The sequence below is a fragment of the Desulfuromonas acetexigens genome (genome assembly GCF_900111775.1).
GTDB classification, from domain to species: domain Bacteria; phylum Desulfobacterota; class Desulfuromonadia; order Desulfuromonadales; family Trichloromonadaceae; genus Trichloromonas; species Trichloromonas acetexigens.
The window spans coordinates 35,112-47,537 of record NZ_FOJJ01000039.1 but is presented as its reverse complement, the minus strand read 5'-3'; the positions used below and the strand labels follow the sequence as shown (position 1 = coordinate 47,537).

General features: G+C 62.2%; 15 protein-coding genes. 13 read left to right on the top strand and 2 right to left on the bottom strand.

The genetic code is table 11. From position 1 onward, the window contains the following. The first annotated feature begins 58 nt into the window (after positions 1 to 58). The 13 genes from pyk (at position 59) to ybgF (ending at position 10,196) form a co-directional block, all read left to right on the top strand. On the top strand, positions 59 to 1,507 hold the full coding sequence (gene pyk / locus BQ4888_RS14920; RefSeq protein WP_092058071.1) for a pyruvate kinase: 1,449 nt from the start codon (positions 59 to 61) through the stop codon (positions 1,505 to 1,507). 92 nt (positions 1,508 to 1,599) lie between these two features. Then, on the top strand, positions 1,600 to 1,860 hold the full coding sequence (locus BQ4888_RS14915) for a prevent-host-death protein (RefSeq protein WP_092058070.1): 261 nt from the start codon (positions 1,600 to 1,602) through the stop codon (positions 1,858 to 1,860). Beyond that, on the top strand, positions 1,857 to 2,132 hold the full coding sequence (locus BQ4888_RS14910; protein WP_092058069.1) for a type II toxin-antitoxin system RelE/ParE family toxin: 276 nt from the start codon (positions 1,857 to 1,859) through the stop codon (positions 2,130 to 2,132). Before BQ4888_RS14915 ends, BQ4888_RS14910 begins: the two co-directional genes overlap by 4 nt. Before the next feature lie 64 nt (positions 2,133 to 2,196). Next, entirely contained in the window at positions 2,197 to 2,889 is a 693-nt protein-coding gene (queC, locus tag BQ4888_RS14905) for a 7-cyano-7-deazaguanine synthase QueC (RefSeq protein WP_092058068.1), read from the top strand. Positions 2,890 to 3,019: 130 nt separating this feature from the next. After that, on the top strand, positions 3,020 to 3,787 hold the full coding sequence (gene folE2 / locus BQ4888_RS14900; protein ID WP_092058362.1) for a GTP cyclohydrolase FolE2: 768 nt from the start codon (positions 3,020 to 3,022) through the stop codon (positions 3,785 to 3,787). Between the two features lie 20 nt (positions 3,788 to 3,807). After that, the gene (locus BQ4888_RS14895) at positions 3,808 to 4,506 is read left to right on the top strand and encodes a TIGR04282 family arsenosugar biosynthesis glycosyltransferase (RefSeq protein ID WP_170232899.1); all 699 of its coding nucleotides are present in this window, start codon (positions 3,808 to 3,810) and stop codon (positions 4,504 to 4,506) included. Positions 4,507 to 4,572: 66 nt separating this feature from the next. Then, positions 4,573 to 5,160, top strand: coding sequence for an HD domain-containing protein (locus BQ4888_RS14890; RefSeq protein WP_170232898.1), 588 nt, complete (start codon positions 4,573 to 4,575; stop codon positions 5,158 to 5,160). A 98-nt stretch (positions 5,161 to 5,258) separates the two neighbouring features. Further along, on the top strand, positions 5,259 to 5,930 hold the full coding sequence (gene tolQ / locus BQ4888_RS14885; RefSeq protein ID WP_092058065.1) for a protein TolQ: 672 nt from the start codon (positions 5,259 to 5,261) through the stop codon (positions 5,928 to 5,930). A 47-nt stretch (positions 5,931 to 5,977) separates the two neighbouring features. Then, the gene (tolR, locus tag BQ4888_RS14880) at positions 5,978 to 6,400 is read left to right on the top strand and encodes a protein TolR (protein WP_092058064.1); all 423 of its coding nucleotides are present in this window, start codon (positions 5,978 to 5,980) and stop codon (positions 6,398 to 6,400) included. 132 nt (positions 6,401 to 6,532) lie between these two features. After that, on the top strand, positions 6,533 to 7,351 hold the full coding sequence (locus BQ4888_RS17620) for a TonB C-terminal domain-containing protein (RefSeq protein WP_170232897.1): 819 nt from the start codon (positions 6,533 to 6,535) through the stop codon (positions 7,349 to 7,351). Next, complete coding sequence (gene tolB, locus BQ4888_RS14865; protein WP_092058061.1) at positions 7,348 to 8,646, top strand: Tol-Pal system beta propeller repeat protein TolB; 1,299 nt, start codon at positions 7,348 to 7,350, stop codon at positions 8,644 to 8,646. Before BQ4888_RS17620 ends, tolB begins: the two co-directional genes overlap by 4 nt. A 124-nt stretch (positions 8,647 to 8,770) precedes the next feature. Then, a complete protein-coding gene (pal, locus tag BQ4888_RS14860) occupies positions 8,771 to 9,328 on the top strand; it encodes a peptidoglycan-associated lipoprotein Pal (protein ID WP_205748025.1) in 558 nt (185 codons plus the stop codon). 64 nt (positions 9,329 to 9,392) lie between these two features. After that, on the top strand, positions 9,393 to 10,196 hold the full coding sequence (gene ybgF / locus BQ4888_RS14855) for a tol-pal system protein YbgF (protein WP_092058060.1): 804 nt from the start codon (positions 9,393 to 9,395) through the stop codon (positions 10,194 to 10,196). Positions 10,197 to 10,270: 74 nt separating this feature from the next. Here ybgF and BQ4888_RS14850 read toward each other — a convergent pair whose 3' ends face one another. Both BQ4888_RS14850 and BQ4888_RS14845 read right to left on the bottom strand, forming a co-directional pair. After that, positions 10,271 to 11,962: a cation:proton antiporter domain-containing protein gene (locus BQ4888_RS14850; RefSeq protein ID WP_092058059.1), complete on the bottom strand. Its 1,692-nt coding sequence runs from the start codon at positions 11,960 to 11,962 to the stop codon at positions 10,271 to 10,273. A 229-nt stretch (positions 11,963 to 12,191) separates the two neighbouring features. Then, complete coding sequence (locus BQ4888_RS14845; RefSeq protein ID WP_092058058.1) at positions 12,192 to 12,419, bottom strand: hypothetical protein; 228 nt, start codon at positions 12,417 to 12,419, stop codon at positions 12,192 to 12,194. Between the last annotated feature and the right edge of the window lie 7 nt (positions 12,420 to 12,426).

Here is a 12,426-nt window from a genome sequence, read left to right as displayed (position 1 = left end):
TGAACGGGCGGCTGTTGCCGTCCCGTCATTCCCTGTTTCCCCCCGGCGAGGAGGACTCATGTACCGGCGCACCAAGATCGTCGCCACGGTCGGACCCGCCAGCGAATCCGAACAGATGCTACTGGCTCTGATGGAAGCCGGCGCCGACGTCTTTCGCCTGAACTTTTCCCACGGCGACCACGCGGGCAAGGCGCGCATCATCCGCCGCCTGCGCGAACTTTCCCGGCGCCGACACCAGGCGGTGGCCATTCTCGCCGACTTGCAGGGGCCGAAAATCCGCGTCGGGCATCTCCGCGACGGTTCCCTGTCCCTGCGTACCGGCCAGGAAGTGATTCTCACCACCCGCGACGTACTCGGGGAAGGGGCTCTCATCCCCAGCGATTACAAAGGCTTGCCGCAGGATGTCAAGCCCGGCGACGCGATCCTCCTCGACGATGGCCTGCTCGAGCTGCGGGCGCTCACCGTAACCGATGAAGATGTGCGCTGCCAGGTGGTGGTCGGCGGCACCCTCAAGGATCGCAAAGGGATCAACCTCCCCGGCGCCCGCGTCTCCATCCCCGCCATGACGGAAAAGGATCTCGAAGATCTCCGCTTCTGCCTCGGTCAGGAGATCGACTATCTGGCCCTCTCCTTTGTCCAGCAGGCCGCCGACGTCCTCGAACTCAAGGAACGGCTCTATCGGGAAAAGAGCAGCATGCGCGTCATCGCCAAGATCGAGAAACCCCAGGCGGTGGAGGATTTCGCCGCCATTCTCGAGGCTGCCGACGGCATCATGGTGGCGCGGGGGGATCTCGGCGTGGAGATGAACCCCGAAAAGGTGCCGCTGATCCAGAAACGCATCATCCGCATGTGCAACCAGGCGGGGAAACCGGTCATCACCGCCACCCAGATGCTGGAAAGCATGATACACAACCCGCGCCCGACCCGTGCCGAGACCTCGGACGTGGCCAACGCCATCCTCGACGGCACCGATGCCGTCATGCTTTCCGGCGAAACCGCCGCCGGCAAATATCCGGTCGAAGCCGTTTCCCTCATGGTGCGGGTAGCCCATGACGTGGAGCAGGACCCGGTACTGAAAACCAACGTCTTTCACCCGATCCCCGAAACCCTCGGCTACCGGCGCCTCTCCGAAGCCATCGGTCAGGCCGCCTGCCGGGTGGCGGAAACGGTCGGCGCCGCCGCCATTCTCGCCTTCACCCAAACCGGCGGCACCGCCGCGCTGGTCGCCAAATACCGCCCGGACCTGCCGATCTTTGCCATCACCCCGTCCCAGACGGCTCGCCGCCGGCTCTGCCTCTACGCCGGCATCCACGCCCTGCGGGTCGCCATCGAGGGGGATACGGAAGCGCAGATCCGCTCGGTGGAAAAACTCATCCTCTCCCGCGGCGTGCTGCGCCGGGGGGATATCGTCGTCATCACCATGGGCAGCCCGGTCTCTTCCCCCGGCACCACCAACCTGCTCAAGGTGCACCGGTTGGGCACCGGAGATTTCTACGAGGTTTACTAAAAGAGTCCAGCCGAAAGAACGGACCATTTGACATGCCGAACGATCGACAGTACGATTAAAAGCATTTTGACCAGTGCTGTTGGAGGTGCGACATGAAAATCATCGCGGCAAACGAACTGAAGACCCGGGGCGTCTCTTCCATCGAAAAAGCCCTTGAGCAGAGCCCGGAGGCGGTCATATCCGTGCGCGGGCAAGATCGTTATGTGGTTATGGAGCTCGAAGAGTACAACCGGCTGCGGGTGTGCGAACTGGAAGCGGCCCTCTATGAAACCCGGAGGGAACTGGCCGCCGGCGAAACGACGGAAGAAAGTGTCGACGCGCATATCGCCCGCATCAGGAATACCGGGGCATGAGCTTTCGCATCATCTATACCCACAGCTATCTGAAACGCGCCGCAAAATTCATCAAACGTCACCCGGAACTGCTGCCTCAATACGAAAAGACCCTGAAGCTACTGGAACTCAATCCGCGACATCCGTCCCTGCGACTGCATCGCCTGACCGGGCCGCTTCGCGATCTGCATTCCGTCTCCATCAACATCAGCTATCGCATTACCCTGGAATTTTTGTTCGAGGACGGCAAAATCATCCCGGTCAGCATCGGCAGCCATGATGAGGTGTACTGAAACGACTTCCGGTCGCCTTCTCATCCCACCCGTTAACAACCTCTTGCCGACAAGGAGCATCCCCATGCCGAACCGTAAAAAAGCCGTGGTTCTCTACAGCGGCGGACTCGATTCCACCACTTGCATGGCCATCGCCCAGGCCGAGGGCTTTGCCCCTTACGCCATGAGCTTCGCCTACGGTCAGCGCCACACCGTCGAACTCGACCAGGCCCGCCGCTATGCGCCGCGGATGGGGGCGGTGGAGCACCAGCTGGTGGAGATCGACCTGCGCCGCATCGGCGGCAGCGCCCTGACCAGCACTCTGGAGGTGCCCAAAGAGGGAGTCCAGGAGGGGGAAATCCCGGTCACCTACGTCCCGGCGCGCAACACCATCTTTCTCTCCTTCGCCCTTGGCTGGGCCGAGGTTCTCGGCGCCTTCGACATCTACATCGGGGTCAACGCCCTCGACTATTCGGGCTATCCCGACTGCCGCCCCGAGTACATCGCCGCCTTCGAAACCCTGGCCAACCTCGCCACCCGCGCCGGCGTCGAGGGGAGCGGCCGCTACCGCATCCATACCCCGTTGATTTCGCTGACCAAGGCGGAAATCATTCGCAAGGGTCTGGATCTCGGGGTTGACTACGCCCTCACCCACTCCTGCTACGACCCCACCCCCGACGGCCTGGCCTGCGGTCGTTGCGACTCCTGCCGTCTACGCCTGAAAGGCTTCGCCGAGGCCGGCGTGCCCGATCCCGTCCGCTATGTGAGCAAAGCGTGAGGGGTGAAGAGTTAGGCGTAAAGCGGAGAAACCATAACCAGTAACCAGGACGACAAGCGATATGACCGAGAAAAGCATCCCCCCCTCACCCCTCACCCCTCACTCCTCACCGGCCCCTGCCGGGGCCGCCATGCCCGACTTGCAGCAGTCCCGGGACGAGCGCAACATTCCCATCGACAAGGTTGGGGTGAAGAACATCCACTATCCCATCGTCGTCCTCGACAAGAGCAAGGACCGCCAGCACACGGTGGCGAGCATCAATATGTACGTGGATCTGCCCCATCACTTCAAGGGCACCCACATGAGCCGCTTCATCGAGATTCTCAACGAGCATCATGGTGAGATCAGCATCGAGGGGATTGATGCCATCCTGGTAGAAATGAAAGAACGGCTGGAGGCGTCCAGCGCCCACCTGGAGCTGGAGTTTCCTTACTTCATCGAAAAGCGGGCCCCGGTCTCGGGGGCGCGCGGGCTGATGGAATACCAATGCCGGATGCTCGGCAGCCTGGGAGAGACCGGCGATTTCATCCTCGGTGTGACCGTGCCGGTCACTTCCCTCTGCCCCTGCTCCCGGGAGATCAGCGCCCGCGGCGCCCACAACCAGCGCAGCGCCGTGACCGTGCAGGTGCGCTACCGCGACCATATCTGGCTGGAGGATCTCATCGACTGGATCGAGGTCTGCGGCAGCGCCCCGGTTTACTCTCTGCTCAAGCGCGAGGACGAAAAGGCCGTGACCGAACAGGCCTACGACAATCCCAGGTTCGTCGAGGACATTGTCCGCGCCGTCACAGAGAAGCTGCAAAGCATTGAAAATGTTACCTGGTTCCGGGTCGAGTGCGAAAATTTCGAGTCGATCCACAACCATTCGGCCTACGCCCTGGTCGAACAGCGGCGCTGATCGCACCTGTGGACAAGTCTGTGGAAGAGGTGGATAAGGTGGCGGGGGGACTGTATACAATCGACCGAAACCGAACCCACCTGCCGGCCCTCGGCATCTTCGCCAAGGCACCGCGACCGGGGCAGGTCAAGACCCGATTCTGTCCCCCGCTGACCCCGGAGGAAGCGGCGCACCTCTACCGGACCAGCCTTTTTGAAACCCTGGCGCGCATGGACCACGGAACGTTCGCGCCGACCCTCTTCCACGCCGATGCTCCCGACTGGTTCGCGGCCCACGGCCGCGACCTGCCGCGTCTTCCCCAGGGCGAGGGCGATCTCGGCCGGCGCCTGGAACGGGGACTGGCCTACCTGCTGAAACAGGGCGCGCCGGCGGCGGCCCTGATCGGTAGCGACAGCCCCGACCTCCCCCTGGAACAGGTCGAGGCGGCCTTCGCTCTGCTGGAGAAGGCCGAGGTCGTGACCATTCCCGCCGCCGACGGCGGCTATGTGCTGATCGGCGCACGTGAGCCCCATCCGGAGCTCTTTCGCGACATGCCCTGGAGCACCCCCGAGCTGCTCGCCGCTACCCGCCGTCGGGCCGAGGAACTGGCCCTCGACTACCGGGAGCTTCCCCCCTGGGAAGACTTGGACGATCTTGCCGCCCTGCGCCGCCTGATCGAACGCTCCCCCCATTCATCCACGGCCCGCCACGCCCTGGTCCACCTGGCGCACCATCTCTGAGCCGCCCGCTTGCATTGGTTCGTCCTGGGGTGTATAAGAGGCCTCGGCTTGCGTAAGGGAGGCATCGTGACCGATCTGCAATACCTCGAAAATCTGTTTCTCATCCCCGACGGGGCGGAGCGTGAACGGCGCTGGCGCGAGGATCCGGAAGCGCGCCGTATCCTCCCCGAACTCTATCGCCTCGACGGCATCCCCCAACCCCCCGAATATCATCCTGAGGGGGATGTGCTGACCCATACCCTGCTGGCGATCCGCCACCTGCCGCCCCAAGCCGACCCGCGCCTGGCCTGGGGCGCGCTCCTTCACGACATCGGCAAGGCCGAGACCACCCGGGAAATCGACGGTCGCATCCGCGCCTTCGGCCATGACCGGGCCGGGGTCGAACTGGCCCGCGGGATCATGGAGCGCCTCGGCATGGAACCGGCCAAGATCGAGGATATTCTCTGGCTGGTACACCACCACATGTTCGCGCTCTCCTGGCAGGTCGACGAAGAAAGTCAGCTCAGCCGCCGCCAGTGGCGTTTCGTCGAAGACCCGCGTTTTCCCCTCATGCTCGACCTGATGCGCCTCGATGCCCTGGCCGCCGGCGCCAATCCGGCCAAACTCGCCCAAGTCGAATTCTACCGCCGCGCCCGTCGCGCCCAGGCACCCTGAGTCGCGCCCGCCCCCCGCGAATGCCATTGACTTGGGCGCGCTCTTAGCATAATAATCGCCGCGTCTGACCCCAACCCCTTTATTCATGGGAGGAAACCTTGGATCTGGTGCTCAATGCCGGGCCGGTCGTCAAACTGGTTCTGCTGCTGCTGGTCTATTTTTCGGTGGTCTCCTGGGCCATCATTTTCTACAAATTCCTGGTCATTCACCGCGCCACCCGCGACTCCGACCAGTTCCTCGACTTTTTCTGGGCGAAGAAGCGTTTCGACGTCATCAACCAGGGGCTCAGGGATTATCCCAATTCGCCGCTGACCGTCCTCTTCCGCGAAGGCTACCAGGAACTGCTCAAAATCCAGGGGCGCCGCCCCGGTGAGGACGAAGGACACCTGAGCACCGACCTGGGCGGCGCGGAAAACGTCGCCCGTGCCCTGCGCCGGGCCACCACCCTCGAAACCCACCGGTTGGAAAAATTCACCACCACCCTCGCCACGACCGGTTCCACCGCCCCCTTCGTCGGTCTTTTCGGCACCGTCTGGGGGATCATGGACGCCTTTCGCGGCATCGGCGAAAGCGGCAGCGCCTCGCTGGCGGTCGTCGCACCGGGCATCTCCGAGGCGCTGGTGGCCACCGCCATCGGCCTGATCGCGGCGATTCCGGCGGTCATGGGCTACAACCATTTCATGCACAAGGTCAACGTGCTCACCGGCGAGATGGATAACTTCAGCCAGGAATTTCTCAACATCGTCGAACGCATGATGCGGAGGGGATAATGAGCCACGGTAGCAACTTTTCTGCTCGCATGATGCGGAGGGGCTAAATGGATATCGGGCCGAGTCGCGGCAACCGCGGACCTGTTTCCCAGATCAACGTCACCCCCTTCGTCGACGTCATGCTGGTGCTGCTGATTATCTTCATGGTCACCGCGCCGATGATGGAACAGGGGGTCGACGTCAATCTCCCCGAGGTCGCGGAAGCCCCCAGCCTTACCGCCAACAAGGAGCCGCTGGTGATCACCGTCCAGAAGGACGGCGCCATCTCCATCGGCCGCACCAAGATCGAGGACGCCGTCAAGCTGACCCCGGTGCTTCAGCAGATCCTCAAGGACAAGCCCGAGGACGAAAAGGATGTCTTCCTCGAAGCCGATCGCGATGTCCCTTACGGCAAGGTCGTTCCGGTCATGGCGGCGATCAAGAAAGCCGGCGTCGCCAAACTGGGAATGGTTTCCCAGGAACCCCGCTGACCCTCCACTGGAAGCCCTCGCGGCTGTCTGTTGTATTCTATGCACCCGAATCCGCACATACGGCAGGGCATTAAAGCCCGTCCCGAACCGGGGCTGCCCCGCATGCTGGTGGTTTCCCTCATCATCCATGCCGTGCTGCTGCTCCTTTTTTCCGGGGTCATCCTGCCGACGATAAAGACGCCGCCGAAGCCGGTCTACATCGTCGACCTGGTCAACCTGCCGGTGAAAGACCCCCGCGCCGGTCGGCCGGATGTCCAAAAGGGCCCGGAGAAGACCGAGCCGACGCCGGGCGCCAGCGCCCCGGAACCGAAACCGGAGGCGGTGCCGCTGCCGCCGAAACCGGAAGCCAAGCCCGAGGTAGTCAAACCGGAACCGCCCAAGCCGGAACCGAAACCCGAGCCCAAGCCCAAGCCCGAGCCGAAACCGGAACCCAAACCGACACCGAAACCCAAGGCCGAGGCCAAGCCGCAGCCCGAGAAACCGAAAACGGCCGACAAGCCGAAGGTCACGGACAAGGAAGAGGCGAGTGTCACCACCGCCCTGGAGAAGTTGCAGAAAAAGCAGGAATACGCCGGCGCGCAGGCTGCAATCGAGGCACTGGCGGCTAAAACTGCCAAAGCTTCCGCAGGCAACGTCCCGGTCGGCATGCCCGACGGCAAGGGATCGGAGGAAGGGGTTTTAGACGAGGCTTGGCTAAAGGAGTTCCTCACACGAGCTTGGGGGCTCTCCCCATACCAAGTTACCCGTACGGATTTGGAAGCCAAAGTTCAATTGACCTTCGATAGCCAAGGAAAGCTGTCCAATTACAAATTTCTCGACAAATCTACCGATTCCCGGTTCGATGATTCCGTCGTCAAAGCAATCCTGAAGCTCAAAGAAAACCCCATGCCGACCCTCGCCGGAACCCGTAAGGAAGTCGTGTTTAACCTAAAGGAATTACAGAGACAATGAAAAAATTAACGGCCCTTTTCATCATTCTTCTGACCCTTATCTGCTGCGCGCCGGCAACCGTTCTTGCCCAGATCGAAGTCAGCGCCCCCGGTCAGCAGGCCGTGCCCCTGGCCGTCACCACGTTCCTGCCCATGGAAGGGGCCGCCCGACCGGAACTGGCCAAGGAAATCGAGCAGGTGCTTTCCTGGGACATGGATCTCACCGGCATGTTCAGTCTGGTCGATCCGGCTTCCTTCCTCAGCGATGCCCGGGTGCTCGCCCTCAACAGCGTGGAGATCGATTTCGCCCAGTGGCGCCTGTTGCGCGCCGACTACCTCATCAAGGGCGGCTATGTCGTGCAGGGGGATCAGCTGACCCTCGAAGCCCGTCTTTTCGACGTGGTCGAACGGAGGTTGCTGGCCGGACGGCGCTACACCGGCAAGGTCGCCGACGCGCGGCGCATGGCCCACTCCTTCGCCGACCAGATTATGAAGAGTATGACCGGGGAAAACGGCCCCTTCAACACCCGACTGGCCTTTATCTCCAATCGCACCGGGCACAAGGAACTCTATCTGATGGATGTGGACGGGCATAACCCGACGCGCATCACCGACCACCGCGCCATCGTCCTCAACCCCGACTTCTCGCCTCGGGGGAAGGAGCTGGTTTTCACTTCGTACAAAGGCGGGAATCCCGACCTTTACCGTAAGGAGACCTATTCGGGCAAGGAGGTGCGCATTTCCGCGCAACGAGGTCTCAACATCGCCGGCCGCTACCGCCCGGACGGTCGCGAGCTCGCCGTCACCCTTTCCCGCGACGGCAACGCCGAAATCTACCTGATCGGCACCAGCGGCTCCATCAACAAGCGCCTCACCGATGCCTGGGGAATCGACTCCGATCCCAGCTGGAGCCCCGACGGCAGCCAGATCGCTTTTGTCTCCGACCGCCAGGGAAATCCCCATATTTTCATTCTCGATGTGAGCAGCGGTCAGGTCCGGCGGTTGAACAGCTCGGGCAAATACAACGTCACCCCGGCCTGGAGCCCCAAGGGGGACCGCATTGCCTTCAGCCGCATGGCCGGCGGGCAGTTCGATGTCTTCACCATCAATCCCGACGGCACTGACGAACGGCAACTGACTTTCGGCGGCGGCAACAAGGAACATCCGCGCTGGAGCCCCGACGGCCGCTTCATCGTCTACTCTTCCAGCGCCCAGGGCAAGCGCGGCATCTATGTCATGCGCGCTGACGGTACCGGCGCCCGCCCGGTTGCCCTGGGCGGCGACAGCAGTCATCCGGCCTGGTCCGGGGAGTGGTAAGCCCCCCGAAAACAGTTGTTTTTTAACCCGTCTTGGTTATAATCAGCGCGTCTTACACAGGCTCCGAAGCCCGGCTGGGCTTTCGGCATAAAGGCCCATCATTCACATCAAGGAGAGAACAACGATGAAAATCACCCTGCGTCTGCTGCTGTCCCTTACCCTTCTCGCCACCCTGGCCGTCGGCTGCGCGAAAAAGCCGGCAGCGGTCGTGACCACCCCGACCGACACCTCCGCTATTTCGAGCGCACCGGCTGGTGATTCCACCGGCTATGGCGACAGCTCCCTCGCTTCCGGCGGCGTCGGCGACCGTCCGGCCTCCAGCTACGACGCCCTGCTCGGCGGCGACATCGCCGGTCTCAACCGCATCTACTTCGGCTTCGACCAGTTCACCCTGAGCGACGAGGCGCGAGCCACTCTGGCCAACAACGCCGACTATCTGAAGGCCAACCCGGGACTCAACATCCGCATCGAAGGGCATACCGACGAGCGCGGCTCCGACGAGTACAACCTCGCTCTCGGCGAGCGCCGCGCCAATGCCGCCAAGAGCTACCTGGTTTCCCTCGGCATCGCCCCGAACCGGCTGAACATCATCTCCTTCGGCGAGGAAATGCCCCTGACCGTCGGCAGCGACGAAAGCGCCTGGGCACAGAATCGCCGCGCCGAGTTCAAAGCCGCCCGCTGATCAGACCCGCCATCCCCCGGCCGCGTCCCGACGCGGCCGGGCCTGCCGAAAAAGGAAGTCCGCCATGACCCATTGGATCAAACCCCTTCTCCTGCTCGCCCTGCTGACGACCCTCTCGGGCTGCGCCACGCAACGCCAGCTACGAACGGAACGGGATCTTGATGAAATGAAGAAACGCCTGGCCAAGGCCGAACTGAGCCTGGCCGCCCAGGGTAAGAGCCTGACCGGTGAACTGGAACAGCGCCTCGACACCCTCGGTCGCACCCAGGCCGACTTGCAGGTTGCGCTGGACACCCTGAAGATCGATGTACAGTCCGTCAACGGACGCTTCGAGGATCAGGCCCGGGAACGGGACGAACTCCGCAGTGACATGCTGCTGGTCAAGGACGACTTCGGGCTGAAGCTCACCTCCCTGGAAGACCGGGTTCAGAAGCTGGAGGAGAACCGCGCGGCCCTCGGCGGTGCCGGTGGCATCGTCGGTGGCATGCCCAATTCGCCCGAGGCGCTGTACGAGGTGGCCCTGGAAAAAATCCAGAAAACCGGCGACTTCGCCGGCGCCCGGGAAAGTCTGCAGCTCTTTCTCAAGGACAATCCCCAGCACCCCCTGGCCACCAATGCCATGTACTGGATCGGCGAGGCCCACTTCGGCGAAAAGAGCTACGAGAACGCCATCCTCCAGTTTCAGGATGTGATTCAGAAACACCCCACCCATCCCAAGACCCCCGCGGCCATGTTCAAGCAAGGCCTGGCCTTCCAGGCCCTGGGCGACACGCAGAATGCCAAGATCATCCTGCGCAAGGTTCAGGAGACCTATCCCCAGTCCGAGGAAGCCGGCAAGGCCAAGGCCAAACTCGCCGAGCTCAAATAAGCGAAGGGTTACTCTTTCCGTCCATAATGAAAAAGCCGTGCTGAAAAATCAGCACGGCTTTTTCATTTTCGATTTCAGCGCCCCTGGCCGCTTCGGACCAGGGCGAGAAACTCTGTAAAATTGCTGACCCCCCCGACCTTTTCCCGAATCTCCTTGATCTTAAAGGTGGAGGCAATATCCGCCAGGATCTCCAGCTGAGCGCCATCGTCCTGCACGGGGGTGAGAATCAAGCAGATGACCTGCGCCGGAAGACCGTCCGGGCTGTCGAAGTCAACTCCCCCGTGGGATAACCCCACCACCACCACCGGCTCGGTTAGCTCCGGTAAGCGGGCGTGCGGGACGGCCAAGCCCCGTCCGATACCGGTGGACATCAGGCGTTCCCGCTGACGGACCGCATGACTGATAGTGGCGACATCCACATCGACCACTTCGGCGGCGGCGGTGGCAAGCTCCATGATGATGCCATCCTTGGAGTAAGCGGTCAGAGGGTTGATGAAGGTTTTGGCCCCGACATGGGCACAGAAGCGCCGGGCCTTGCGCAAACCGAGCAGACGTTGCAGCAGGGGGCCGCTCATCAGGGAGGTGACCAGGGCCACCACGACCAAAGCGACGAAGACCTGGTGGCTGATCAATCCCATCTGCAGCGCCAATACGCCGAGGATAATCCCCATCGTTCCCTGGGCACTCATGCCGAAACCGACGGCGAAAGCGTCGCGCCAGACCAGACCGCCCAGACGCCCGCCGCAGGCGCTGCCGATGACCTTGCCCGTGACCGCCAACAGCAGGATGGTCAGCGTCAGGACGAGATCGAACTGCTCGGAAAAATTGACTTTCAGGCCAATGCTGGCGAAAAAGAGCGGGGCAAAGATGAAGGAGACGAACTGATCGATCGTCGCCCGGGTCCGCTCCCGTAAATGGCTCGAATGCCCCAAGGCCACACCGGCCAGAAAAGAACCGAAAATCGCATGCACCCCGATCCATTCGGTGAAGGCCGCCGTCATCAGGCAAAAGGAAAAAGCAAAACCGAGAACGCCTCCGGGCCAACTGGTGTGTGCCTGGATCCAGGGGAGAAGGCGATGGATGCACCAGGGCACGACAGTCAACATCGAGGCAGTAAAGACCAGGGTGATCCACAGGGTATGGGCCAGGGGGATGCCCTGATTGACACCGAGCATCCCCAGGATCATGGCGAAGACCAGCCAGCCGAGCAGGTCGTTAAAAACCGCCGCAGCGATGATCGTGACCCCCAGATCGCTCCGGTAGATATTCAGATCCATGAGAATTTTGGCGATGATCGGCAAGGCGGAGATGGAAAGAATCGTCGCCATGAAGAGAGCGAAAGGCAGGTGCGGAACTCCGGGCTGATAGCCCAGCCATTCCGGGGACCACCAGGCCACGGAAAAGCCGATGGAAAAGGGCAAAATCATGCCGGCGATGGCGACCCAAAGAGCGACCCGGCCTTGGCGCCAGACGGTCGTGAGATCGACTTCCAGCCCGGCCACCAGCAGAAAGAGCGCGATCGCCAGGGTTGTCAGGCCATCGAAGGCGAGCGCCCCGCCTCCCTGGGCAGGAAAGATAAAGGCGCTCCATTCCGGCGCCAGTGCCCCGAAAATGGTCGGGCCCCAGAGAATACCGGCAAGGATCTCACCGAGAACCGAAGGCAGATTCAGGCGCTGGGCCGTTTCCCCCAGAATCCGCGCGCTGGCCAAAAGCAGGCCGAGGGCCAGCAACAGGGCGGTGATTTCGTTGTGGGTGAGAGCGCTCATGGCGGATCACTTGTGAGCAGTAGCAATCATAGACACCCCGGACGGGGAGCGGACAGGCCTTTCACCCTACCGAGAGCGCAAATCCGTTGCAAGAAAAATCTGCCGGGTCGTTTTTGCGAATCATCATAAAATCAACCTAGTTGTGAATGTTACACACAAAAAAAGCGGGCCGTTCTCTGGGGAGAATGGCCCGCTTTTTTTGCTTTGCTACTGGCGGCGCTTCAGGCGATTACTTGCCGGCTTCCGTCGCTTCGCTGCTGGCGGTCACACCCTTGGCGATGCCGATGACCAGCATCACGGCCGGAACCAGCTGGGTGGCGACGATCAGGCCGAAGAAGCCGAGAAAGAGCCAGACGAGGAGGCCACTGCCGCCGCTCGCGGAACCGGCGGCGAATGCGCTGGTGGCCAGAGTCAACAATCCGGTGGTGAGCAGGCTGGTGCGGGCGATGGCTTTCATGGTCTCC